We start from the raw sequence: 22300 nt of genomic DNA, 5'->3' as shown, positions 1-22300 counted from the left end.
GAATTCCTGCTTGTTGGAACGGCGTTATAACATGCCGCAAGCTCGCGGACAATCAATGTTCGCTGGTCTCCCAACTGACCTAATTCAGGTCTCGGTCGAGGAATCGAAAATCTCCCAGCCCCTTGGGGTGAGATGCTCCTGCGGCTGAAAGCGGGTCTTGTAGCCCATTTTCGCGGAGCCTTTGACCCAGTATCCGAGATAGACATGGGGAAGCCCGAGCGACCGCGTGCGCTCGATGTGGTCGAGGATCATGAAGGTTCCGAGCGAGCGTTTTTCGTGCTCGGGATTGAAGAACGAATAGACCATCGACAGCCCGTCGCTCATCATGTCGGTGAGCGCCACCGCCATCAACTCGCCCTTCGGCTGCTCGCTGATGCCGGAGCCAGGCTCGCGTTTGCGGTATTCGATGATGCGCGTGTTCACATGCGTGTCTTCGACCATGATCGCATAGTCGAGCGCGGACATGTCGGACATGCCGCCCCGCTGATGCCGGTCGTCCAGATAGCGGCGAAAGAGCGAAAACTGTTCCGTGGAGGGCTGAGCCGGATAGACGGTCGAGACGAGGTCGTTGTTCGTGGCAAGCACCCGCCGCATCGAGCGGTTCGGCTCGAAGTCGTTGGCGAGGATGCGGACGGAAATGCAGGCGCGGCAGGATTCGCAGGCGGGACGGTAGGCGATGTTCTGCGATCGTCGGAAGCCGCCTTGCGTCAGAAGATCGTTCATCTCCGCCGCCCGCGGGCCCACCAGGTGCGTGAAGACCTTGCGCTCCATTTCACCCGGTAGATACGGACAAACTGCCGGAGCCGTCAGATAAAACTGCGGTGAGGGCGTCGCCTGGGTGTTCATCGAGTCGCGGTTGTCCCGTCTTTATTGACGTAAATGTCATAGCATGGCGCATAAAAGTAAAACGTCAACCATATGCCGCCTCCCGCAGCATAACCCGGTTGATAAACTTTTCGCCATTGACCGATGTTTAAGCCGTTCGGATGACGACGGTGCCGAGCAGCAGGTCGTGAACGAGGCGTGAGCGTTCGATGAAGAGGCCCGCCAGGAGAATCAGCGGCGTCAGCACCGAATTGATGATCCAGAAGATTACGGTGTGAGCAACCGCCGTCAGGAAGTCGATCCGTCGTCCGTCGAGGCGGGTCATGGCAAGGCCCATCGCACGCATGCCGGGCGAGGCCTGGCTGGGCCCGCCGAGCGTCAGGCCGAAATAGAGCAGCGCCACGATCACGAAGAGGGCCGGGTAGAGCATGAAGCCGAGGCCGAGCGTGATGATCCCGAGGAAGAAAACGACAACCGCGGCCGGGATGCAGAGCAGCAGCACGATGAGATAGTCGATGATAAAGGCAAAGACCCGGCGGGAGAGCACACCGCTATAGGCGCGCCAGTCATCCGGTGCGGCATAGGTCGGGTTCGGATCGAGGCTCATGGGTGTCGGGCTCCTGTTTGTCAGGAATGAATATGGGGCGCTCGATCGGCCGCCACAAGGCTCACCCCTTCGCCAGTTTCTTTGCGACGTCCATGGCGAAATAGGTGAGGATGCCGTCGCAGCCGGCGCGTTTGAAACAGAGCAGCGTCTCCATCATGATCCGCTCGCCGTCGATCCAGCCGTTCATCGCGGCTGCCTTGATCTGCGTGTATTCGCCGGAAACCTGATAGGCGAAGGTCGGAAGGCCAAAGGCTTCCTTGATGCGCCAGCAGACGTCGAGATAGGCCAGGCCGGGTTTCACCATCAGCATGTCGGCGCCTTCCTCCACGTCAAGGGCTGCGTCGCGAACCGCCTCGGTGCCGTTGGCAGGCGAGATGTAGTAGCTGTTCTTGTCGCCCTTCAGGAGCCCACTGGTGTTGATCGCCTCGCGATAGGGTCCGTAGAAACCGGAGGAGAATTTTGTCGCATAGGACATGATGCCGACATTCTGGTGGCCGGCGGCATCAAGCCCGCGGCGGATTGCGCCAACGCGGCCGTCCATCATTTCCGACGGCGCAATGATGTCGGCACCGGCATCCGCCTGCATAACCGCCGCCCTGACGATCTGGTCGACCGTCTCGTCGTTGACGATGACGCCGTCGCGCAGGATGCCGTCGTGGCCATGGCTGGTGAAGGGGTCCAGCGCAACGTCCGTGATGACGCCGATATTCGGAACGGCTTTTTTGATGGCCGCAGTCGTCTGGTTGATCAGGTTGTTGGCGACGAGGCTGTTGGAGCCGGTTTCGTCGCGCAACTCCATCTCGATATCCGGGAAGGTGGCAATCGCGGGAATGCCGAGATCGGAGGCCTCTTTCACCGCTTCGACCGCCTTGTCGATGCTCATGCGGCTGACGCCCGGCATGGCGGCGATCGGATCGACAATGCCGCTGCCGGGGACGATGAAGATCGGCCAGATCAAATCGTCGACCGTCAGCCGGTTTTCCTGAACCAGCCTGCGCATCCAGTCGGCCTTGCGGTTGCGCCGCATGCGGCGGTGGCCGGTGATCTCGTCGACGAGATGCGTCTTGTCCATGGCTGATCTCCGTAATTGTGCGGTTGGGCCGCTCCATAACACGAGGTTCCGTGTTTATGAATGGGCGGGATCGCCGCAGCGCCGTGATCAGATCCAGAGATCGTTCTGAGCAGTCCGGTCGCCGCCCTCATGGCCGGTATTCAGGGTGCCGCGTGGTTCGATCAGCATCATCTGCACCTCGTTTTCCGCAAACGGCTTGTGCTCCACGCCCTTGGGAACGACGAACATCTCTCCCGCACCGATCGTGACGGAGCCGTCGCGGAAGTCGATGCGCAGAACGCCTTCCAGAACGATGAACGTTTCGTCGGTCTCCGGGTGGTCGTGCCAGATGAAGTCGCCGGAGATGCGCACCAGCTTGAATTGGTAATCGTTCATTTCGGCAACGACGCGGGGCTGCCAGAAGTCTTCAATTCGTCCGAGCTTTTCGGCCAGGTTGATCGACGTCCGGGAAAGGTTGTTGTTGCTCATGTCGGCTCCTTCAGTGGGTAGCGATATCTAACAGCCGGTTCGAATGTGCTCTTGAACGTTCGTGCAGTCCGCGACACAGATACTGGCAGGGGAGGTGACACCCCGATAAGGTGGAGCGTATGGAACCTGATTCACCGATGGCGCCGAAGCGTACGCTCACTGAAATCCTTTATGTGGTCTTCCTGCGGATGATTGCGGTCGCCTGCTTCTGGTTCGGGCTGCAATACTGGGCCATGCTCGTCGGCTATTCGCTGCATGGCGCGGCCCGCTTCGATCTGCTGACCCTTCCCTGGAAGGTGGCAGCCTCTTCGCTTGCCGTGCTTTTTCCGGTCGCCTCGCTCGGTCTGTGGCTGACGGTCTCCTGGGGACCGGTGCTCTGGGCGCTCGCCGCTGGTTCGCAAGTCCTGATGTATATGGTCTGGCCGGACATTTTCGGACACAACCGGCTCGTGCCCCTGATGCATGGGCTGATTGCTGCGCTTTATGTCGTTTTCCGCCTCTCTTTATGGATCGAAGCGCGCCGCAAAGCCGAGCGGGTAAGGATTGAGTAACCCTGAAATTAAAGCTTTGGCGGCCGGTTTTGACGGAAAAAATCACGCTAAACCATTGAAAAATAACAGGCGGTGAAGGCGGCGCCAAAGTGCTGCAAAGGGTGGCGGGAATTCGAACGATGGCGTTAAGCTTTTGTTAGGTCTATGTTTTAAGTCGAATTTTATGCGTATTGGATAGTGTCTGTCTCAAGGCGGGAAGAAAACAAACACCGCCAAACAAAACAGAGTGAGGCAGTCATGATGAACACGAAACTGAAGCCGCAGGCGGCACCGGCAGTAGCAGATACGCATGAAGAAACTATCCGCTCCCTGTATATGGAGTCGCTGCACCTGGTGGAACGTCTCCACCGCCGTCTTCTCGATGTGATCAAGGACGAGTTCGACCGCCAGGGTCGCGACGATGTCAACGCGGTGCAGGCTCTCCTGCTGTTCAACATCGGCAATTCCGAACTGACCGCCGGCGAACTGCGCTCCCGCGGTTACTACCTCGGCTCGAACGTCTCCTACAATGTGAAGAAGCTGGTCGATCTTGGCTTCATCAACCACCAGCGTTCGCGCATCGATCGCCGCTCGGTCCGCATCAGCCTGACGCCGGACGGCCAGGAGATCGCAGAAACCGTCGCCAAGCTCTACGAGCGCCATATCGGCTCCATCGAAAAGGTCGGCGGCATCGGCGAAGGCGAGTTCGGCCAGATGAACAAGCTCCTGCAGCGTCTCGACCGCTTCTGGAACGACCAGATTCTCTATCGCCTGTAATTGGCAAAACCCCGTCTGCCGCCTTATCCACGAGGCGGCGGCCGGCCAGAAGACCTCCATCAAGCGATCGGAGCCGGATGCGTCCCTGCGCATCCGGCTCCCGCGTTTTCATCTCGGAAAGCGGAAATTCACGGGCCAACACGGCTTTGTGACGCGGGGATACCTGACACCAATTCGCCATATTGCTATGGGACCGGCTGAATGGAATGGGCCGGCGGAAATTTCTCTCTTCACGACACCGCGATGACGATGAGGCCTTTGCCGGCAGCGCTTTGTTTTTGCGCGTTTGTTAACCATATCCCTGTAGGCGTCGTGATGATGCTCGGGACCAGATGGGTAGGATGATGTCGAAGAAGATTGGATCTGAAGCTCTTTCCCGCCGCGCGTTGCTGCGTTCGGCCGTTTCCGCTGGTGCTGCCGCGCTTGCGGCACCCGCTTTCGCCCAGTCGGCAGTCGACGATCTGATCAATGCGCCGCGCCGCGGCACCTGGGACGACCAGTTCGATGCGAAGGCTGCGTCGCGCACCGCCGTCAACGTCGTCTCCAACAATCCGGTTCTGGGGCCAAGCGGGCCGGCCAATATCCAGCAGGCGATCATGGACTACCAGCAGATCGTCTCGGGCGGCGGCTGGCCGGAAGTCAATCCCGCCGGCCAGCGGTTGAGGCTCGGCGTGGTGGATCCGAGCGTGCAGGTGCTGCGCCAGCGCCTTGCGATTTCCGGCGATCTGCCGCGCGAGGCGGGGATGTCGTCTTCCTTCGATTCCTATGTCGATGGAGCGGTAAAACGCTTCCAGGCGCGTCACGGTCTTCCCTCCGATGGCGTGCTTGGCGAATTCACCGTAAAGGCCATGAATATCCCGGCGGATGTGCGCCTGCGCCAGCTGGAAACCAATCTGGTTCGGCTGCAGTCCATGTCGGGTGATCTCGGTTCCCGCTATGTGATGGTCAATATTCCCGCCGCCTATATCGAGGCCGTGGAAAACGACCGCGTGGCGCTGCGCAACAGCGCAGTCGTCGGCCGCATCGACCGCCCGACACATGCCATCAACTCGAAGATCTACGAGGTCATCCTCAATCCGTATTGGACCGCGCCGCGCTCGATCGTCGAAAAAGACATCGTGCCGCTGATGCGCAAGGACCCGACCTATCTGGCGCGCAACAACATCCGCCTGATCGACGGCAAGGGCAACGAAGTTGCCCCGGAGACGGTCGACTGGTTCGCGCCCAAGGCGCCGAACCTGATGTTCCGGCAGGACCCTGGCAAGATCAATGCCATGGCCTCGACGAAGATCAACTTCCACAATCCGAACAACGAATACATGCACGACACGCCCCAGCAGGGCCTGTTCAACAAGCTGATGCGTTTCGAATCGTCCGGCTGCGTGCGGGTGCAGAACGTTCGGGATCTCATCACCTGGCTGCTGCGCGACACGACCGGCTGGTCGCGTCAGGAGATCGAACGCGTGATCTCGACCCGCCAGAACACCCCGATCAAGCTTACCCAGGAAGTGCCCGTCTATATCGTTTACATCACGGCGTGGTCGGCGAGGGACCGTGTCGTCCAGTTCCGCGACGACATCTACGAGCGCGACGGCAATCAGGAACTGGCGCTTCAGACCACGACAGGTATCGAAAAGCCCGCGGGGTCAATCGAGGACGACATGCTGCCGCAATAAGGCGCGCGAGGATTTGCCGTCTGGAAAGCCGCATCGTCAAAGGGTGCGGCTTTTTCGTTGCCATACGGCTCCGCCCGCGTCTTCCGGCCGGCAAATGTCGTTCCCCGTATTGCTCTCAGGAAGGCGGAACGCTAAGACGCGACAATCGCATGCACACCCCTTTGAGGAGCCTCGCCCATGTCGAACACCGATGCTTTCTTCTCTCGCCCGCTTGCCGACTCGGACCCGGAGATTTTCGGCGCGATCGAGAAGGAGCTGGGTCGCCAGCGCCACGAGATCGAGCTGATCGCTTCGGAGAACATCGTCTCTCGCGCCGTGCTCGAAGCGCAGGGCTCGATCATGACCAACAAGTATGCGGAAGGCTATCCGGGCAAGCGCTATTACGGCGGCTGCCAGTTCGTGGACATCGCCGAAGAACTCGCAATCGAACGCGCCAAGAAGCTGTTCGGCGTCAACTTCGTCAACGTCCAGCCGAACTCCGGTTCGCAGATGAACCAGGCCGTCTTTCTGGCGCTGCTGCAGCCGGGCGACACCTTCATGGGCCTTGATCTCAATTCGGGCGGTCACCTGACGCACGGTTCGCCGGTCAACATGTCCGGCAAGTGGTTCAATGTCGTTTCCTACGGCGTACGTGAAGGCGACAACCTGCTCGACATGGACGAGGTCCAGAGGAAGGCCGAAGAGCACAAGCCGAAGCTCATCATCGCCGGCGGCACCGCCTATTCGCGCATCTGGGACTGGAAGCGCTTTCGTGAGATTGCCGATTCGGTCGGCGCCTATCTCATGGTCGACATGGCTCATATCGCCGGCCTCGTTGCCGGTGGCCAGCATCCGTCGCCGTTCCCGCACTGCCATGTGGCCACGACGACGACGCACAAGTCGCTCCGCGGCCCGCGCGGCGGCGTCATCCTCACCAATGACGAGGAGCTGGCCAAGAAGTTCAATTCGGCCGTCTTCCCTGGCCTCCAGGGCGGTCCTCTGATGCACATCATTGCCGCCAAGGCCGTTGCCTTCGGCGAAGCGCTGAAGCCCGAGTTCCAGGATTATGCCGCCCAGATCGTCAAGAATGCCAAGACGCTTGCCGAGACGCTGAAGGCTGGCGGCCTCGACATCGTGTCCGGCGGCACAGACAACCACCTGATGCTGGTCGACCTGCGCAAGAAGAACGCCACCGGCAAGCGGGCGGAGGCAGCGCTCGGCCGCGGCTACATCACCTGCAACAAGAACGGCATTCCTTTCGATCCGGAAAAGCCCTTTGTTACGTCAGGTATCCGCCTAGGCACCCCGGCCGGCACGACCCGCGGTTTCAAGGAAGCGGAATTCAAGGAGATCGGCAATCTCATCGTCGAGGTCCTCGACGGGCTGAAGATCGCCAATTCCGACGAGGGCAATGCGGCTGTAGAGGCTGGTGTTCGGGAGAAGGTGGTAGCGCTTACCGACCGGTTCCCGATGTACCCCTATATGTGATCCTTAAGGAGAGGCGATGCGCTGCCCCTATTGCGGTTCGGAAGACACGCAGGTCAAGGATTCGCGTCCGGCGGAGGATTTTACCTCCATCCGCCGGCGGCGCATCTGCCCGGATTGCGGCGGCCGTTTCACCACGTTCGAACGGGTGCAGCTTCGTGAGTTGATGGTCACGAAGAAGACCGGCCGGAAGGTGCCGTTCGACCGTAATAAGCTGGTGCGGTCCTTCCAGATCGCGCTACGCAAGCGTCCGGTGGACAATGACCGGATCGAGAGGGCGGTATCGGGCATCGTGCGTCGCCTGGAAAGTTCCGGCGAAAGCGAGATTTCGTCCGAAGAGATCGGCCTGCAGGTCTTGGAGGCGCTGAAGAGTCTCGATGACGTGGCCTTCGTCCGCTACGCCTCCGTCTACCGGGATTTTTCCCATGCGGAAGATTTCGAGAAGGTGATCGAAGAGATCAACGCCAAGATCGCCCGCGATCCCGGCCTGGAGCCATGAGGAATGACCGCCTCTGACGACCGGCGGTTCATGGCAGAGGCGTTGCGCCTTTCGCGACAGAATACCGGGCTGACGGGCACCAACCCCTCTGTCGGCTGCGTGGTCGTCAAGGACGGCGAAGTGGTCGGCAAGGCGGTGACGGCGCCCGGCGGTCGTCCGCATGCGGAAACGCAGGCTCTCGACATGGCCGGTGAGAGATCACGTGGATCGACGGTCTATGTGACGCTGGAACCCTGTTCGCATTACGGCAGGACGCCCCCTTGCGCCAACGCGCTGGTTGAAGCCGGCGTCGCGCGTGTCGTGGTCTGCCTGACCGATCCGGACCCGCGGGTTTCGGGCAGAGGGCTCGCCATCCTTCGCGATGCGGGCATTGCGGTCGAGTCCGGGCTGATGGAGGACGAGGGGCGGCGGGCACATGCCGGCTACCTCATGCGCCAGACGAAGGGTCGCCCTCATGTGACTCTGAAGCTTGCAGTTTCCGCCGATGGAATGCTCGGGCGGCGCGGCGAGGAAGTGGCGATTACAGGGCCTGAGGCGAGGGCCGAGGTACATCGGCTGCGAGCGAGGTCGGACGCGGTCCTCGTCGGCATCGGCACCGTGCTCTCGGACGACCCTGAGCTGACCGTGCGCATTCCCGGCCTCGAAAACCGATCGCCGATCCGCATCGTGCTGGATCGCCAATTGCAGCTGCCGCTCGAGTCCAAACTTGTGAAAACGGCGAGAGACGTGCCGGTCATCGTCGTTGCTTTACCTCCATCCGGTGCGGAGGCAGCGCGCGGATCTGCGCCCTCGATGAAGCGCGAACGATTGATCAAGGCCGGCGCCGAGATCATGGACGCGAGTGATCTCGACATCCTGCTCGCCGTTTTCGCCGCCAGAGGCATCTCTTCGCTTTTGATCGAAGGCGGGGCTGTTATCGCAAAGGCCTTCCTCGGTGCCGGTCTTGTTGATCGCATCCTGCTGTTTCAAGGGATGGGCACGGTCGGAGAGGGCGGTCTTGAATCGCCGCTGACGCCACCCGATATGCCGGCTGGATTTGCTCTGATCCGAGCGGATAACTTCGGCCCCGACCGTTGTTTCGATTACGAAAGAGGTTTTTGATGTTTACCGGAATTGTCACCGATGTCGGCACGGTTGCCGCAACGACGCCGATGGACGAGGGCATCAAGCTTCGTATCGCGACGAACTACGATCCGAAGACCATCGACATGGGAGCCTCGATCGCCCATGGCGGCGTCTGCCTCACGGTCACCAACCTGCCGGCGGACGGCAGCAACGAACGCTGGTTCGAGGTCGAAGCGTGGGAAGAGGCGCTGCGGCTGACGACGATCGGCAGCTGGAAGCAAGGCACCCGCGTCAATCTCGAGCGGGCTCTGAAGATCGGCGACGAACTCGGCGGTCACATTGTCTCTGGGCATGTTGATGGCACTGCTGAAATCCTGTCGGTCGAGCCTGAGGGAGAGGCGGTTCGTATCCGCTTGCGCGCTCCCGAACATCTTGCCCGTTTCGTCGCACCGAAGGGGTCCGTCGGACTCGACGGTACCTCGCTTACCGTCAATGAGGTGGATGGGACGGATTTCGACGTGCTGCTGATCCGTCACACGCTTGCGGTCACCACCTGGGGCGATCGCAAGGCCGGTGATCTGGTAAATTTCGAGGTCGATACCATGGCGCGTTATGCAGCACGCCTTGCGGAGTTTCCGGCGAGGGCCTGAGTTATTCCTTGTCGGTGAACTGCCCATGGATCTCCTTGAACCGCGGAGCGATCTTCGCGAAGACCTCGACCAGACCGGGATCAAAATGTGTTCCGGCGTCCCTGACGATGATGTCGACGGCTTCGTCATGCGACATGGCGGCTTTGTATATCCGCTCGGAGACCAGGGCGTCATAGGCGTCGGCGATCGCCATGATCCGGCCGCCGATCGGGATATCCTCCCCCTGGAGTCCTCGGGGATAGCCTGTACCATTCCACTTTTCATGGTGGGTATGGGCGATTTCCCTGGCGACGCTTAGGAAGGGCGTGGCCGATCCCATATAGCGTTCCGCGGTGGCTATGGCCGCCCGGCCGAGCTCGGCATGGCTCTTCATGACCTCGTATTCCTTCGCATCGAGCTTGCCCGGTTTCAGGAGGACACTGTCGGGAATGCCGACCTTACCAATATCGTGCAGCGGCGCCGACTTATGGAGCAGGTCGATCGCCTCGTCGCTCAGCTCCTCGGCATATACTCCCTGTTCCTTCAGAGCTTCGGCGAGCGCCCGCACATAGTGCTGGGTGCGGCGAATGTGATTGCCGGTTTCATAGTCACGCGTTTCGGCAAGCGAAGCCATGGCCAGGATCAACGCATCGCGGGCGCGTGCAGCTTCCTCCTTTGCGGCAGCAAGAGCGTTGATCAGCGCAACATTGGTCATCGCGACGGCGGCGCTATTGGCTATCCGCTGCAAAAGGCGGACGGCCTCTTCCGAGGGGCGCTCCGCCTTGGCCCAATAGGCTTCGATTGCGCCAACCGGATCTTCCTTCCGTACCGGAACCACAACCAGACTTTTAACGAAGGTGCCCTGATAGGCAGCGTGTGGGATCCTGTCGTCCCGAGCGATATCTTCGATGACGACCAGTTCGCCATGTTTCATCGCCCAGCCGGAAATGCAGCTTTCCGATGGCAGGCGTCGGTCCTTCCAGAGCGGCGCGACTGCGTCGTCATCGGCATAGTAGCACCTGTCGTTTTCCCGAAGGACGAAGCTCACGCCATCGGCACCGATCAGGTCGCGGGCGGACTGACGCAGTACTGCCATGATCCCGTCGATGCCGCGCGCCATGGACATCTGCAAGATCAGGTCGTCCACGCGGTTGGCTGGAAAAGGATTCTGATTCACGAGGCCGTCCATCTTCCCGCTTGTCTGGTTCATTATATATTAAAACTGACTAATAGAAGAAAAGTGCCAGAATTAACACTATGGAAGCGTCGGTTCAGTGGCGCGACATTACCACGATTGGTCCGTGATAGTCGGCCCTTGCGATTTCGCGGAAACCCAGCTTGGCGGCAACCCGAAGCGATGCGCCGTTCTCGGGGCTGATGATGCAGGTCATCTCCATATCCGGAAAGTGTGCCGCACCCCACTCGACCATGGCGCCGGCAGCTTCAGTTGCGTAGCCGAGGCCATGTACGGAAGGAATGAGCGCCCATCCGGTCTCCAATGTCCCCTCAATCGTCGGCTGAAAGTCTCGGCGCATGTCCTGAAAACCGGCCTCGCCGAGGAAGCGGCCGGTGCCTTTTTCCTCGATTGCCAGAAAGCCGAATCTTAACAGGTGCCACATGCCGGTGACCCGCAACATTCGCCCCCAGCTGTTTTCGCGTGTCGAAGGGACGCCGGTGATGAAGCGGACCACGTCGGGATCAGCCCAGAAATCGGCATAGGCTTCGAATTCGTCGAGCCGATGCGGGCGAAGGATCAGTCGTTCGGTTTCGATGGTCGGAATCATTATCGCAAACTCCGGTGGATCAAAAGCGGCCGCTTCCACAACGCCGCCGAAGGAGATATTCCTGATTCGCATCCCTGCGATCAGCTAAATTCGCTTGCCATTCTGTCCGTCGCGTGTTTTGACCGCGGCCTGCCGAAGCCAGATCTGAACCGGCCCGATATCATGAAGGTGAACCATGTCGCGTGAAACCGCTCCACACATCCTGATCGTCGAGGCACGTTTCTACGATGACATGGCCGATGCGCTCCTCGACGGCGCGACCCATGCCCTCGAAGAAGCCGGTGCGACCTATGACGTTGTCACCGTGCCCGGCGCGCTCGAAATTCCGCCGGCAATCGCCATGGCGCTCGATGCGGCGGAAGAGGGCGGTACGGAGTACCACGGCTTCGTTGCGCTCGGCATGGTCATTCGCGGCGAGACCTATCATTTCGACATCGTTGCAAACGAGTCTTCTCGGGCTCTCATGGATCTTGCGGTTTCGGAATCGCTGGCGATCGGCAACGGCATTCTGACGGTCGAGAACGACGACCAGGCCTGGGCGCGTGCGCGCCGGGCGGACAAGGACAAGGGCGGCTTTGCCGCGCGTGCGGCGCTGAGCATGATCGCGCTGCGCGAAAAGCTGAATGGTGGTTGAATTTATGGCGAAGGAAGACGAACATCCGGTGAAGCCGGCCAACCAGCGGGGCGCGGCCCGTCTCGCGGCCGTGCAGGCGCTTTACCAGATGGATATCGGCGGCACGGGCGTTCTCGAAGTCGTGGCCGAATATGAGGCGCACCGGCTCGGCCAGGAACTGGACGGCGACACCTATCTGAAGGCCGACCCGTCCTGGTTCCGCTCGATCGTCGCAGGCGTCGTCCGCGACCAGGTGAAGATCGATCCGCTGATCCGTTCGTCGCTCCAGGAGGACTGGCCGCTCTCCCGCCTCGATTCGACGCTGCGCGCCATTCTGCGCGCGGGCACCTTCGAGATCCTCGAGCGCAAAGACGTGCCGGTCGCGGTCATCGTGACAGAGTATGTCGAGATCGCGCGTGCCTTCTTCGCGGAGGAAGAACCGCGGATCGTCAACGCGGTTCTCGACCGCATCGCCAAGCAGGTGCGGGGCGACACCAAGAAATAAGCGAAGGATAGCGGCATGGACGGCGTGGTGGACGGACTTCAGACACAGTTGCGCACGGCCCGTCGCAGTGTCGCCTTGCTTGCCGCGGCCCAGGCGATCCTGGGATCGGCGCCGCCGGTGGTCTTTTCGCTGGGCGGCCTGGTCGGTTACCAACTGCTGAGCGACGACAAGTCGCTGGCGACGGCTCCTCTCACCGGTTTCAATATCGGCATGGCAGTCGGTGCCGTCGCGATTGCCGTTGCGTCCCGTTTTTTGGGCCGCAAACAGAGTTTCATGCTCGGAGCTGTTCTCGGCGCGGTTGGCGCCGGCCTTGGCGCGGTCGCGCTGTTTCAATCGAACTTCTGGCTTTTTGCGCTCGGGATGCTGCTGATGGGCCTTTGCGGCGGCGCCACGCAGAAGATCCGCTTTGCTGCTGCTGATGCCTCGCCTTCCTTCTACAAGCCGAAGGCAATTTCCTGGATTCTCGCAGCCGGGATCGTTTCGGCCATCCTCGGCCCGCAGCTGGCCATCTGGACCAAAGACCTGGCGGCGCCGGTGCTTTTTGCCGGTGCCTTCATCGCGATCATACCCCTGTTTCTCATTGCGGTTCTGATGCTCCTGCCACTCAGGTTGCCGGCAATGACCTCCAGCTCGACGGCAACCATGCCGGCTCGCCCGCTGTCTGAAATTGTCTCCAGCCAAAGATTCCTGACCGGCATGATCTGCGGCATCAGCAGCTATGCGCTGATGACCTTCATGATGACGGGAGCGCCGCTGGCGATGGTCATCGGTTGCGGCTTCCCGACCGAGATGGCGACGCTTGGCATTCAGTGGCATGTGCTTGCCATGTTCGCTCCAAGTTTCTTCACTGGCATGCTGATTTCCCGCTTCGGCGTGGAAAAGATTGTGGCTGCCGGCTTCGTCATACTGATGGGCTGTGCGGTCATCGCGCATATGGGCATTGAGCTCTGGAATTTCTGGGGAGCCCTGGTGCTGCTCGGCATCGGCTGGAATTTCGGTTTCATCGGATCGACGGCAATCGTCGCTTCGAGCTATCGGCCCCATGAGGCCGATAAGGTGCAGGGGTTCCATGACATCATCCTCTTCACCGCGGTCGCTCTCTCCTCCTTCTCGTCCGGCAAGATATTCACGGCCTATGGGTGGTCGTTCATGAACCTGATCATCTGGCCAGTTGCGATTGTCTGCCTGGTTCTCGTGCTGGCCTTGATGCTGAAATCCTCTTCCGCAAAATCCGCCTAGAGTCTTGCCCTCTCGGGGCTTGACGCCAATTCAAGTCCACCGCAATCTCGCCTCCGCGTGATCGACCCTGGATTCTTGGGAGGGGATTCGGTCGTTTGCGCGAGAATGCGCGTGGAGTACAGCGACGGTCCAGAATGTCCCGGGGACAGGGTGGTACGTTGTGGGGTGCATGGCCGGTGGAATGTTCCGCCTGGGCTTAGGGAGAGGAAGAAGCGAATGACCGTAATTTTAGGTGTGATCGTTTGCGGCCTGCTATCGATCATTTATGCCGCCTGGGCGACGCGTTCAGTTCTGGCTGCCGACCAGGGCAATCAGCGCATGCAGGAAATCGCCGGCTATATCCGTGAAGGCGCACAGGCCTATCTGACGCGCCAATACATGACGATCGCCATGGTCGGCGTTGTCGTCACCATTCTCGCCTGGCTGCTTCTATCCGGCACCGCCGCGCTCGGCTTCATTATCGGTGCCGTGCTTTCAGGCGCCGCGGGCTTCATCGGCATGCATGTCTCGGTTCGCGCCAACGTCCGCACCGCCCAGGCCTCCTCGCAGAGCCTCGCTGCCGGTCTCGACATCGCCTTCAAATCAGGTGCCATCACCGGCATGCTGGTTGCGGGTCTCGCTCTCCTCGGCGTTTCCATCTATTACTGGGTGCTGACCGCAGGCTTGGGGCACCCGAGCGGCTCGCGCGAAGTCATTGACGCCCTTGTGGCGCTCGGCTTTGGCGCTTCGCTGATCTCCATTTTTGCCCGTCTCGGCGGCGGCATCTTCACCAAAGGAGCCGATGTCGGCGGCGACCTGGTCGGCAAGGTCGAAGCGGGCATTCCGGAGGACGATCCGCGCAACCCCGCGACGATTGCCGACAATGTCGGCGACAATGTCGGCGATTGCGCCGGCATGGCGGCCGACCTTTTCGAAACCTATGCCGTTTCCGTCGTCGCCACGATGGTCCTCGCTGCAATCTTCTTTGCCGGCGCACCGGTGCTGGAAACCGCGATGATCTATCCGCTGGCCATCTGCGGCGCCTGCATCGTTACCTCGATCATCGGCACCTTCTTCGTTAAGCTTGGCGCCAATGGCTCCATCATGGGGGCTCTTTACAAGGGCTTGATTGTCACCGGGCTTCTGTCGATCCTGGGGCTTGGCGCCGCCACCTCGCTGACCATCGGCTGGGGCACGATCGGTACCGTGGCCGGCCGGGAAATCACCGGCACAAACCTCTTCATCTGCGGCCTTCTCGGCCTCGTGGTGACGGCACTGATTGTCGTCATCACGGAATATTATACCGGCACCAACAAACGCCCGGTCAACTCCATCGCCCAGGCGTCTGTGACCGGTCACGGCACCAACGTCATCCAGGGACTTGCTGTCTCGCTTGAATCGACGGCCTTGCCGGCCATCGTTATCGTCGGCGGCATCATTGCCACCTACCAGCTTGCCGGCCTGTTTGGGACCGGGATCGCGGTCACCGCCATGCTCGGCCTTGCCGGCATGATCGTTGCGCTCGACGCCTTCGGCCCCGTCACGGACAATGCCGGCGGCATTGCCGAAATGTCCCACCTGCCGCCGGAAGTGCGCAAATCGACCGATGCACTCGACGCGGTCGGCAATACCACCAAGGCAGTGACAAAGGGATATGCCATCGGCTCGGCCGGCCTTGGCGCCCTGGTACTTTTTGCGGCCTATTCCAACGACCTGAAATATTTCGTCGCCAACAGCGCCCAGTATCCCTATTTCAACGGCGTCGGCGAGATCAATTTCGATCTTTCAAACCCGTATGTCGTGGCGGGACTGATCTTCGGCGGTCTTATCCCTTACCTCTTCGGCGGCATCGCGATGACTGCCGTCGGGCGCGCTGCCGGCTCCATCGTTGAGGAAGTGCGCATGCAGTTCCGAAACAAGCCCGGCATCATGCAGGGGACGGAGCGTCCGGATTATGGCAGAGCCGTCGATATCCTGACCAAGGCCGCGATCCGCGAGATGATCATTCCGTCGCTGCTGCCGGTGCTCGCGCCGATCGTCGTCTATTTCGGCGTTCTGCTGATCTCCGGTGGCGACAAGGCGTCAGCCTTTGCAGCACTTGGCGCCTCGCTGCTCGGGGTGATCGTCAACGGCCTTTTCGTGGCGATCTCGATGACATCAGGCGGTGGTGCCTGGGACAATGCCAAGAAGAGCTTCGAAGATGGTTTCGTGGACAAGGACGGCACTCGGCACCTCAAAGGGTCGGAGGCGCACAAAGCATCCGTCACCGGCGATACCGTGGGCGATCCCTACAAGGATACAGCCGGTCCTGCCGTCAATCCGGCCATCAAGATCACCAACATCGTAGCTCTTCTGCTGCTTGCGGTTCTTGCCGGCTGAGAGCCCGCCTGACAGAAACGTGTCTGACAAACAAAAGGCCCGCGGGAGCGTCTCCCGCGGGCCTTTTCTATAGATAAGACCGGCGCTTAGCGATTGCCGAGCCCGCCCGCGCCGAGGAGGTTGCGCGCTGCTGCCGCACCTGCGCCTGCAGCGCCAGCGCCGCCGGAAAGAAGTTGCTGCAGGAAGGTCAGATCGCGGCCGCCTGTCGGCGTCGTCCGGGAAATGGTGTCGAACACCTTGCCGTCCTGCATGGTGTAATTGGCCTTTCGGGCCACCGTGCCGTTCTTGTCGAAATAAATCGCCAGCACGGTCTGATCGACCAGCCGGGGCTTCATGAACGCCACGGCGCGTTCGCGCTTCTGGGAAATGTAATAGAACACTTCGGTATCGAAGGTCGCCGTCGTCGACGGCGTACCCATGGTCAGCAGCACCTGTTCGCGGCTCGACCCCTCAGGAATGAGGTTCAGCGACTGCTGGTCGATGACGTAGCCGTTGTACATGGTATCGCCAAGCTGCATCGATGTGCAGCCGGACACGGTCATGGATGCGACGACAATCGCCGTCGCGGTCTTACTCAAGAATGTCATCTCGTACCCGAAAACCCGCTTGTTCAACCGCATCCCCCAAAACTCGACCCGTCCCTGCTGTTCATACCATTGTGGCTATTCGGGGACATCAGGCTGATCCTTGCCGTTATGCGGGGCGAAAGGATCACGACCCCGTTCGCTGACCGGCGGAACGGCATTGCAATTCGTGCCTGCTTCGGTAAACCAGCTTTCGTTTCCATGCAACATGGCCGACCGTCAGCCGGAGATCTTCGTGGAGGCAAATAACGGGAATTCAGATGATTTTCAGGCTTTTCAAGAAGAAGAACCACAACCGGGCGATCGTTGATCGGCAATATGCAGCTTTGACCTCGGCTGCGCGCATTCCTTTCTTCTACAGTGACCTCGACGTGCCCGACACTGTCATGGGCCGTTTCGAGATGCTGTCGATCGTGATGATCCTGTTCTTCCGCCGCACCGCAAAGTCCGAAGCAAGCGGACAAGAGCTTGCCCAGGAAATTGTCGACGCCTTTTTCCAGGATATCGACCACTCCATCCGCGAACTCGGAATCGGCGACCAGGGTGTGCCCAAGCGCATGAAGAGGCTTGCGGGCATGTTTTATGGAAGGCTCGAGAGCTATGCTGCCGCTCTCGAGGCAGGCGACACCGAAAAGCTTGCGGATGCGCTTCGGCGCAATATCTATCCGGAAACGGCAGATGCACCCGCAATGCTTGGGCTAGCAGGATGGATGATCGCGACGGAAGCAGCACTTGCCGGCGTATCCGAAGATGAGGTTTCCCGCGGGCAGGCCGTTCTGCCTTTGCCGGGGAAGTGAGGTTGCATGAAGAACATCCATGACGGGGGCGGAAAGCCTCCTTTTTCCTATCCTGTGAAGGTAGGGCATATATCGGCCAATCCGGTGACCGTGCATCTGGAGGCGAATGAACGGGAATGTGCCGACCTGGCGACGCTTTGGCAGGTCGTGTTCGTAAAATCGTTGATAGCGGACCTGCAGATTACGCGCTGGAAAAAGGACGGTGTTCGGCTGAAGGGGCGGGTTACGGCAGATATCGTGCAGTCCTGCGTCGTGACGCTCGATCCGGTCGAATCGAAGATCGATGAGGATTTCGAGCAGATATTCGTGCCGGAGGGTTCCAAGCTTGCTCGGATCGTTACGAACGAGGCAGCCGAGATGGTACTGGATCCGGAAGGGCCCGACCTCCCGGAAACATTTGCCGGCGACACCATAGACGCCGGCGTGGCCGTTGCCGAATTTGCGGCCCTTGCCATCGATCCTTATCCGCGCAAGGCCGGTGTCGAATTTGCCACCCATTTGGAAGGCGATGAAGACGGGACGTCGGGCCGCCCGAATCCCTTTGCTGCCCTGAAAGACTGGAAAAAGGACTGACGGCTGTTGTAAGCAGCGACAAAAACTATATTTTGGCCACGAATTCGCCGGCAGCGCCGCGCAGGAGCAAGGCCACAGAAGACGCTAGAACCGGCGCATGACCTGTAATTGGATCATGTGCCCGGCGAAGGATAAGGATCAGGAACGCGTGGTCAGAATTTCTCTTGACGCCATGGGTGGCGATTTTGGGCCCGAGGTCGTCATTCCCGGCGCCGCCAAGGCGCTGGATCGCCATCCGGATGTGACGTTCCTCATCTATGGGCTGAAGGCCGAATGTGAGCCGTGGCTGGCCAAATACCCGAAGCTGCGCGATAAATCGGTCTTTCATGAGTGCGAACTTGCCGTCAGCATGGAGGAGAAACCGAGCCAGGCGTTGCGTCGTGGCCGTTATGTCTCGACCATGTGGCGTTCGATCGAGGCGGTGAAGCTCGGCGAGGCCGATGTCGCGGTTTCCGCCGGCAATACCGGTGCGCTGATGGCCATGGCAAAATTCTGTCTGCGCACCATGGCCAATATCGAGCGCCCGGCGATCGCCGGCATCTGGCCGACGTTGAAGGGCGAAAGCATCGTGTTGGATATCGGCGCGACGATCGGTGCCGATTCGCAGCAGCTCCTCGATTTCGCCCTGATGGGCGGTGCCATGGCCCGCGCGCTCTTTGAGGTGGACCGGCCGACCGTCGGCCTTCTCAATGTCGGCGTTGAGGAGGTGAAAGGCCAGGAAGAGGTGAGGGAGGCCGGACGGCTGATCCGCGAAGCCAATCTGCCCACCATCGCTTATCACGGCTTCGTGGAGGGCGATGACATCGGCAAGGGTACCGTGGACGTGGTGGTGACCGAGGGCTTCACCGGCAACATCGCCTTGAAGACGGCGGAGGGAACGGCGCGGCAGATCGCGACGCTTCTCCGTGAAGCCATGTCGCGGACCATCTTTGCCAAGATCGGCTATCTGCTCGCCAAAAGCGCGTTCGACCGGCTGCGCGAGAAAATGGACCCGAACAGGGTTAATGGCGGGGTTTTCCTCGGTTTGAACGGCATCGTCATCAAGAGCCATGGGGGCACCAATGCCGACGGTTTCGCGGCCGCGATCGATGTCGGCTACGACATGGCGCGTAACGACCTGAACGCCAAGATTGTACAGGATTTGAAGGTTTATCATGCCCGCCGCCAGCCGCCTGCTGGCCCCGAAGCAGCATGACGACAGGATGTGAAAGAGAATGATCCGTTCAGTGGTTCGCGGTTACGGGGCAGCTCTGCCGAAGCGGGTAGTGCCCAACAAGGAGCTGGAAAGCATCGTCGAAACATCCGATGAATGGATCGTCCAGCGCACCGGCATCCGCCAACGTTACATCGCAGGCGAGGGGGAGACGACGGCGTCGCTTGGTGAGCAGGCCGCTCGCGCCGCGCTCGCCAAGGCCGGATTGACCCCGGACGATATCGATCTGGTATTGGTCGCAACCTCAACGCCTGACAACACCTTTCCGGCGACCGCGGTGAACATCCAAAATCGCCTCGGCATGACACATGGTTATGCCTTCGATATGCAGGCTGTCTGCTCCGGCTTCGTTTATGCAGTGGCGACTGCAGACATGCATATTCGCGGCGGCATGGCCAAGCGTGTGCTGGTGATTGGCGCGGAGACCTTTTCCCGGATTCTCGACTGGAAAGACCGCACCACCTGCGTTCTCTTCGGCGACGGCGCCGGCGCGCTTGTGCTGGAGGGACAGGAGAGCGAGGGGACGATCGCCGACCGAGGCGTTCTGACCGCGCATCTCCGTTCTGACGGCACCCATAAGGAAAAGCTCTATGTCGACGGTGGGCCGTCCACCACCGGAACCGTCGGCCATCTGCGGATGGAGGGCCGCGAGGTCTTCAAGCACGCAGTCGGGATGATTACCGACGTGATCGAAGCCGCCTTCGCTGCAACGGGCACGACCGCGGAAGATCTGGACTGGCTGGTGCCGCACCAAGCCAACCGGCGCATTATCGACGGTTCGGCCAAGAAGCTCGGAATCCCGCCCGAAAAGGTCGTTGTGACGGTCGACTTGCATGGCAACACGTCGGCGGCTTCGATTCCGCTGGCGCTTTCGGTGGCCGCAGGCGACGGACGGATCAAACAGGGCGACCTGGTCATGCTCGAGGCCATGGGCGGCGGCTTCACCTGGGGTGCGCTCCTTCTTCGCTGGTGAGGCGTAATTTGAGCGGAAACGCAAATATGTCATTGCGCACAGGTGCTTGACCCTCGCGCTCAAGCAAAATACTCTCTATCGGCTTTGACAAGATCAATTTCGAAAATTGGGCGGGGATCATGGCCGGCAAGACAGTAACACGCGCGGATCTGGCAGAGTCGGTATTCCGCAAGGTCGGGCTATCCCGAACGGAGTCGGCCGAACTTGTCGAAACCGTCATCGATGAGATTTGCAACGCCATCGTGCGCGGCGAAATGGTCAAGCTTTCGTCGTTTGCCACGTTCCAGGTCCGGGCGAAGAACGAGCGTATTGGTCGCAATCCGAAGACCGGCGAGGAAGTGCCGATCTCTCCGCGCCGTGTCATGACCTTCAAGGCGTCGAACGTCCTGAAGCAACGCATTCTCAAGGCTCACACGGCGCGCAAGGCCAAGCAGAAACCGCCAAGCCCCGTTGCCTGATGCGAGCCGCCCCGGCTGCAATCACTCCAATCCTGTGAACATGCTTGAATCTTTCAGCGCAAACCGTTGAGATATGTTCGATTCGTCGCATAATCCCATATGCGTGAAAGGCCGCCGCCCTCCGCGGTGTTGGCAGGCTGCTGTTGGAGACTGATCTTGGATAAGAGCCCGGATGCCTTTCGTACGATCAGCGAGGTCGCCGATGATCTCGACCTGCCTCAGCATGTGCTGCGCTTTTGGGAGACGCGTTTTCCGCAGATCAGGCCAATGAAGCGCGGGGGCGGACGCCGCTATTATCGTCCGGAAGACGTCGATCTGCTAAAGGGTATCCGACACCTTCTCTACGACCATGGTTATACGATCAAGGGCGTCCAGAAGCTCCTGAAGACCAACGGCAACAAGTTTGTCGCCGCAATCGCTTCGGGCGATCTTGCCACCATGGAAGCAATCATGGCGGCAAACAGCGAGAAACATGTCGAGCCGAAGATCAGCGCCTCGGAAGAGGACCAGGTCGTAGGACGGCCCAAGGTAAAGCCAAGCGGACGTTTCTTCGGTTTCGGCTCCTCCCATGAGGATGATCTGCCCGAGGTGTCGATCGGCAAGTCGAGTGTCGGCAAGGAAGATAGGGCGCTGCTCCAGGAGGCGCTGTTCGACCTTCTGGAATGCAAGCGGTTGCTTGACCAGGTCCGATAAGCGGGTTCTCAATTTTTCTCGACCGGGGAACGTTACCTCAAATTTACCATTCACCCTTTGTTCATACGAAAAGGAGGATCATTTCCTCCACAGGATTAAAGGAGGTGAATTATGAGGAAGAAACTTGCCGTCGTCGCACTGTCCTTGATTACAGCATTGAGCGGTATTGCGCAGGCCCAGGCCTTTCCAACGGTCAGCCCGCCGAAGATCGAAACCCCGTCGGCGGTCCAAACCGTCCAATGGAGCGACAATAACAGGCTGAGTGGGCCCTACCTGGATAGCCGCCGCTATTGGCGGTACCGCGACGAGGGTCCGCGGCGCTATTATCGTGATCGCTACTACCGGGACAGCTACTACCGTGATCGCTATTATCGCCGCCATCGCGGAGATTCCAACGTCGGTGCGATCATCGGTGGTCTTGCCGCCGGCGCCATCATCGGCGGAGCTTTGGCGCAGCCGCGTTACGTCACACCCCGGCGGTATGTCGGAGGCAATGCCCACGTGAACTGGTGCTACTCTCGCTACCGGTCCTACCGGGCCTACGACAATACCTACCAGCCTTACGGCGGCCCGCGCCGTCAGTGCTACTCGCCGTATTCGTGATCTCAAGAAGGATCCGCCCTGCCGGATCGGCAGGGCGGGTCATGGCGGTCTTTCCTGCAGGTTGACCAGATTTGTTTTTGGCGGATTTTTCTCTTGCGCCGACAGTGGCATGTCAGTAAGGAAGGCATGCTTCGTTCAGAAGCTGGTCGGGGCGTAGCGCAGCCCGGTAGCGCACTTGACTGGGGGTCAAGGGGTCGCTGGTTCAAGTCCAGTCGCCCCGACCATTTACCTCTCCCCCATTGCCTGATTGAAGCGGACGTACGACGGAAAAAGCCCCGCCGAAGCAGGGCTTTCG

The 22300-nt window shown here is 60.3% G+C and carries 25 protein-coding genes and 1 tRNA gene; 19 read left to right on the top strand and 7 right to left on the bottom strand.

Annotation, left to right across the window (positions count from 1 at the left end; genetic code table 11):
* Window positions 1–84: 84 nt before the first annotated feature.
* The 4 genes from C5L12_RS10750 to C5L12_RS10735 form a co-directional block, all read right to left on the bottom strand.
* Window positions 85–846: an arginyltransferase gene (locus C5L12_RS10750; protein WP_105372029.1), complete on the bottom strand. Its 762-nt coding sequence runs from the start codon at window positions 844–846 to the stop codon at window positions 85–87.
* 127 nt (window positions 847–973) lie between these two features.
* Window positions 974–1432, bottom strand: coding sequence for an RDD family protein (locus tag C5L12_RS10745; protein WP_105372028.1), 459 nt, complete (start codon window positions 1430–1432; stop codon window positions 974–976).
* A gap of 61 nt (window positions 1433–1493) precedes the next feature.
* Entirely contained in the window at window positions 1494–2504 is a 1011-nt protein-coding gene (gene hemB / locus C5L12_RS10740) for a porphobilinogen synthase (RefSeq protein ID WP_105372027.1), read from the bottom strand.
* A gap of 87 nt (window positions 2505–2591) precedes the next feature.
* Entirely contained in the window at window positions 2592–2972 is a 381-nt protein-coding gene (locus C5L12_RS10735) for a cupin domain-containing protein (protein ID WP_105372026.1), read from the bottom strand.
* A 119-nt stretch (window positions 2973–3091) separates the two neighbouring features.
* Between C5L12_RS10735 and C5L12_RS10730 the strand changes: the two genes are divergently transcribed.
* The 7 genes from C5L12_RS10730 to C5L12_RS10700 all read left to right on the top strand — a co-directional run bounded on the left by C5L12_RS10730 (window position 3092) and on the right by C5L12_RS10700 (window position 9633).
* On the top strand, window positions 3092–3523 hold the full coding sequence (locus C5L12_RS10730) for a DUF6163 family protein (RefSeq protein ID WP_105372025.1): 432 nt from the start codon (window positions 3092–3094) through the stop codon (window positions 3521–3523).
* 240 nt (window positions 3524–3763) lie between these two features.
* The gene (gene ldtR, locus C5L12_RS10725) at window positions 3764–4279 is read left to right on the top strand and encodes a transcriptional regulator LdtR (protein ID WP_105372074.1); all 516 of its coding nucleotides are present in this window, start codon (window positions 3764–3766) and stop codon (window positions 4277–4279) included.
* 344 nt (window positions 4280–4623) lie between these two features.
* Window positions 4624–5955 carry a L,D-transpeptidase family protein gene (locus C5L12_RS10720; RefSeq protein ID WP_105372073.1) on the top strand — a complete coding sequence of 444 codons (1332 nt, stop codon included), beginning with the start codon at window positions 4624–4626 and terminating at the stop codon, window positions 5953–5955.
* Between the two features lie 177 nt (window positions 5956–6132).
* The gene (gene glyA / locus C5L12_RS10715) at window positions 6133–7422 is read left to right on the top strand and encodes a serine hydroxymethyltransferase (protein WP_105372024.1); all 1290 of its coding nucleotides are present in this window, start codon (window positions 6133–6135) and stop codon (window positions 7420–7422) included.
* Between the two features lie 16 nt (window positions 7423–7438).
* Window positions 7439–7918: a transcriptional regulator NrdR gene (gene nrdR, locus C5L12_RS10710; RefSeq protein WP_105372023.1), complete on the top strand. Its 480-nt coding sequence runs from the start codon at window positions 7439–7441 to the stop codon at window positions 7916–7918.
* A gap of 3 nt (window positions 7919–7921) precedes the next feature.
* Window positions 7922–9019 carry a bifunctional diaminohydroxyphosphoribosylaminopyrimidine deaminase/5-amino-6-(5-phosphoribosylamino)uracil reductase RibD gene (gene ribD, locus C5L12_RS10705; RefSeq protein ID WP_105372022.1) on the top strand — a complete coding sequence of 366 codons (1098 nt, stop codon included), beginning with the start codon at window positions 7922–7924 and terminating at the stop codon, window positions 9017–9019.
* Window positions 9019–9633, top strand: coding sequence for a riboflavin synthase (locus C5L12_RS10700; RefSeq protein WP_105372021.1), 615 nt, complete (start codon window positions 9019–9021; stop codon window positions 9631–9633). Before ribD ends, C5L12_RS10700 begins: the two co-directional genes overlap by 1 nt.
* A gap of 1 nt (window position 9634) precedes the next feature.
* Here C5L12_RS10700 and C5L12_RS10695 read toward each other — a convergent pair whose 3' ends face one another.
* Window positions 9635–10789, bottom strand: coding sequence for an HD-GYP domain-containing protein (locus C5L12_RS10695; RefSeq protein WP_170109080.1), 1155 nt, complete (start codon window positions 10787–10789; stop codon window positions 9635–9637).
* A gap of 94 nt (window positions 10790–10883) precedes the next feature.
* The gene (locus C5L12_RS10690; protein WP_105372072.1) at window positions 10884–11396 is read right to left on the bottom strand and encodes a GNAT family N-acetyltransferase; all 513 of its coding nucleotides are present in this window, start codon (window positions 11394–11396) and stop codon (window positions 10884–10886) included.
* Window positions 11397–11571: 175 nt separating this feature from the next.
* Between C5L12_RS10690 and ribH the strand changes: the two genes are divergently transcribed.
* The 4 genes from ribH to C5L12_RS10670 all read left to right on the top strand — a co-directional run bounded on the left by ribH (window position 11572) and on the right by C5L12_RS10670 (window position 16111).
* A complete protein-coding gene (gene ribH, locus C5L12_RS10685) occupies window positions 11572–12030 on the top strand; it encodes a 6,7-dimethyl-8-ribityllumazine synthase (RefSeq protein WP_105372019.1) in 459 nt (152 codons plus the stop codon).
* 4 nt (window positions 12031–12034) lie between these two features.
* Entirely contained in the window at window positions 12035–12514 is a 480-nt protein-coding gene (gene nusB, locus C5L12_RS10680) for a transcription antitermination factor NusB (protein WP_105372071.1), read from the top strand.
* A 15-nt stretch (window positions 12515–12529) separates the two neighbouring features.
* A complete protein-coding gene (locus C5L12_RS10675) occupies window positions 12530–13753 on the top strand; it encodes an MFS transporter (protein WP_105372018.1) in 1224 nt (407 codons plus the stop codon).
* A gap of 216 nt (window positions 13754–13969) precedes the next feature.
* Window positions 13970–16111, top strand: a complete 2142-nt coding sequence (locus tag C5L12_RS10670) for a sodium-translocating pyrophosphatase (protein ID WP_105372017.1) — start codon at window positions 13970–13972, stop codon at window positions 16109–16111.
* A gap of 86 nt (window positions 16112–16197) precedes the next feature.
* Here C5L12_RS10670 and C5L12_RS10665 read toward each other — a convergent pair whose 3' ends face one another.
* Window positions 16198–16731 (bottom strand): outer membrane protein assembly factor BamE, encoded by a 534-nt coding sequence (locus C5L12_RS10665; RefSeq protein WP_105372016.1) that lies wholly within the window; start codon window positions 16729–16731, stop codon window positions 16198–16200.
* 224 nt (window positions 16732–16955) lie between these two features.
* Between C5L12_RS10665 and C5L12_RS10660 the strand changes: the two genes are divergently transcribed.
* The 8 genes from C5L12_RS10660 to C5L12_RS10625 all read left to right on the top strand — a co-directional run bounded on the left by C5L12_RS10660 (window position 16956) and on the right by C5L12_RS10625 (window position 22229).
* Window positions 16956–17492 carry a ubiquinol-cytochrome C chaperone family protein gene (locus tag C5L12_RS10660; protein ID WP_105372015.1) on the top strand — a complete coding sequence of 179 codons (537 nt, stop codon included), beginning with the start codon at window positions 16956–16958 and terminating at the stop codon, window positions 17490–17492.
* Between the two features lie 6 nt (window positions 17493–17498).
* On the top strand, window positions 17499–18065 hold the full coding sequence (locus C5L12_RS10655) for a YceD family protein (protein WP_105372014.1): 567 nt from the start codon (window positions 17499–17501) through the stop codon (window positions 18063–18065).
* 148 nt (window positions 18066–18213) lie between these two features.
* A complete protein-coding gene (gene plsX, locus C5L12_RS10650; protein WP_105372070.1) occupies window positions 18214–19260 on the top strand; it encodes a phosphate acyltransferase PlsX in 1047 nt (348 codons plus the stop codon).
* A 19-nt stretch (window positions 19261–19279) separates the two neighbouring features.
* On the top strand, window positions 19280–20251 hold the full coding sequence (locus C5L12_RS10645) for a beta-ketoacyl-ACP synthase III (protein WP_105372013.1): 972 nt from the start codon (window positions 19280–19282) through the stop codon (window positions 20249–20251).
* 119 nt (window positions 20252–20370) lie between these two features.
* Entirely contained in the window at window positions 20371–20709 is a 339-nt protein-coding gene (locus C5L12_RS10640; RefSeq protein ID WP_105372012.1) for an integration host factor subunit alpha, read from the top strand.
* Window positions 20710–20865: 156 nt separating this feature from the next.
* Entirely contained in the window at window positions 20866–21402 is a 537-nt protein-coding gene (locus C5L12_RS10635) for a MerR family transcriptional regulator (protein ID WP_105372011.1), read from the top strand.
* A gap of 111 nt (window positions 21403–21513) precedes the next feature.
* Window positions 21514–22005 carry a BA14K family protein gene (locus C5L12_RS10630; RefSeq protein WP_105372010.1) on the top strand — a complete coding sequence of 164 codons (492 nt, stop codon included), beginning with the start codon at window positions 21514–21516 and terminating at the stop codon, window positions 22003–22005.
* 147 nt (window positions 22006–22152) lie between these two features.
* Window positions 22153–22229: transfer RNA gene (locus C5L12_RS10625), tRNA-Pro, on the top strand.
* Window positions 22230–22300: the final 71 nt, after the last annotated feature.

Source organism: Neorhizobium huautlense (assembly GCF_002968575.1).
GTDB lineage: Bacteria > Pseudomonadota > Alphaproteobacteria > Rhizobiales > Rhizobiaceae > Neorhizobium > Neorhizobium huautlense.
This window is presented reverse-complemented; position numbering and strand designations above follow the sequence as displayed.

Bases quoted from the DNA above. Each gene is read 5' to 3' on its own strand.
- C5L12_RS10750 (WP_105372029.1), bottom strand. From the start codon at position 846: ATGAACACCCAGGCGACGCCCTCACCGCAGTTTTATCTGACGGCTCCG.
- C5L12_RS10745 (WP_105372028.1), bottom strand. From the start codon at position 1,432: ATGAGCCTCGATCCGAACCCGACCTATGCCGCACCGGATGACTGGCGC.
- hemB (WP_105372027.1), bottom strand. From the start codon at position 2,504: ATGGACAAGACGCATCTCGTCGACGAGATCACCGGCCACCGCCGCATG.
- C5L12_RS10735 (WP_105372026.1), bottom strand. From the start codon at position 2,972: ATGAGCAACAACAACCTTTCCCGGACGTCGATCAACCTGGCCGAAAAG.
- C5L12_RS10730 (WP_105372025.1), top strand. From the start codon at position 3,092: ATGGAACCTGATTCACCGATGGCGCCGAAGCGTACGCTCACTGAAATC.
- ldtR (WP_105372074.1), top strand. From the start codon at position 3,764: ATGAACACGAAACTGAAGCCGCAGGCGGCACCGGCAGTAGCAGATACG.
- C5L12_RS10720 (WP_105372073.1), top strand. From the start codon at position 4,624: ATGTCGAAGAAGATTGGATCTGAAGCTCTTTCCCGCCGCGCGTTGCTG.
- glyA (WP_105372024.1), top strand. From the start codon at position 6,133: ATGTCGAACACCGATGCTTTCTTCTCTCGCCCGCTTGCCGACTCGGAC.
- nrdR (WP_105372023.1), top strand. From the start codon at position 7,439: ATGCGCTGCCCCTATTGCGGTTCGGAAGACACGCAGGTCAAGGATTCG.
- ribD (WP_105372022.1), top strand. From the start codon at position 7,922: ATGACCGCCTCTGACGACCGGCGGTTCATGGCAGAGGCGTTGCGCCTT.
- C5L12_RS10700 (WP_105372021.1), top strand. From the start codon at position 9,019: ATGTTTACCGGAATTGTCACCGATGTCGGCACGGTTGCCGCAACGACG.
- C5L12_RS10690 (WP_105372072.1), bottom strand. From the start codon at position 11,396: ATGATTCCGACCATCGAAACCGAACGACTGATCCTTCGCCCGCATCGG.
- ribH (WP_105372019.1), top strand. From the start codon at position 11,572: ATGTCGCGTGAAACCGCTCCACACATCCTGATCGTCGAGGCACGTTTC.
- nusB (WP_105372071.1), top strand. From the start codon at position 12,035: ATGGCGAAGGAAGACGAACATCCGGTGAAGCCGGCCAACCAGCGGGGC.
- C5L12_RS10675 (WP_105372018.1), top strand. From the start codon at position 12,530: ATGGACGGCGTGGTGGACGGACTTCAGACACAGTTGCGCACGGCCCGT.
- C5L12_RS10670 (WP_105372017.1), top strand. From the start codon at position 13,970: ATGACCGTAATTTTAGGTGTGATCGTTTGCGGCCTGCTATCGATCATT.
- C5L12_RS10665 (WP_105372016.1), bottom strand. From the start codon at position 16,731: ATGCGGTTGAACAAGCGGGTTTTCGGGTACGAGATGACATTCTTGAGT.
- C5L12_RS10660 (WP_105372015.1), top strand. From the start codon at position 16,956: ATGATTTTCAGGCTTTTCAAGAAGAAGAACCACAACCGGGCGATCGTT.
- C5L12_RS10655 (WP_105372014.1), top strand. From the start codon at position 17,499: ATGAAGAACATCCATGACGGGGGCGGAAAGCCTCCTTTTTCCTATCCT.
- C5L12_RS10645 (WP_105372013.1), top strand. From the start codon at position 19,280: ATGATCCGTTCAGTGGTTCGCGGTTACGGGGCAGCTCTGCCGAAGCGG.
- C5L12_RS10640 (WP_105372012.1), top strand. From the start codon at position 20,371: ATGGCCGGCAAGACAGTAACACGCGCGGATCTGGCAGAGTCGGTATTC.
- C5L12_RS10630 (WP_105372010.1), top strand. From the start codon at position 21,514: ATGAGGAAGAAACTTGCCGTCGTCGCACTGTCCTTGATTACAGCATTG.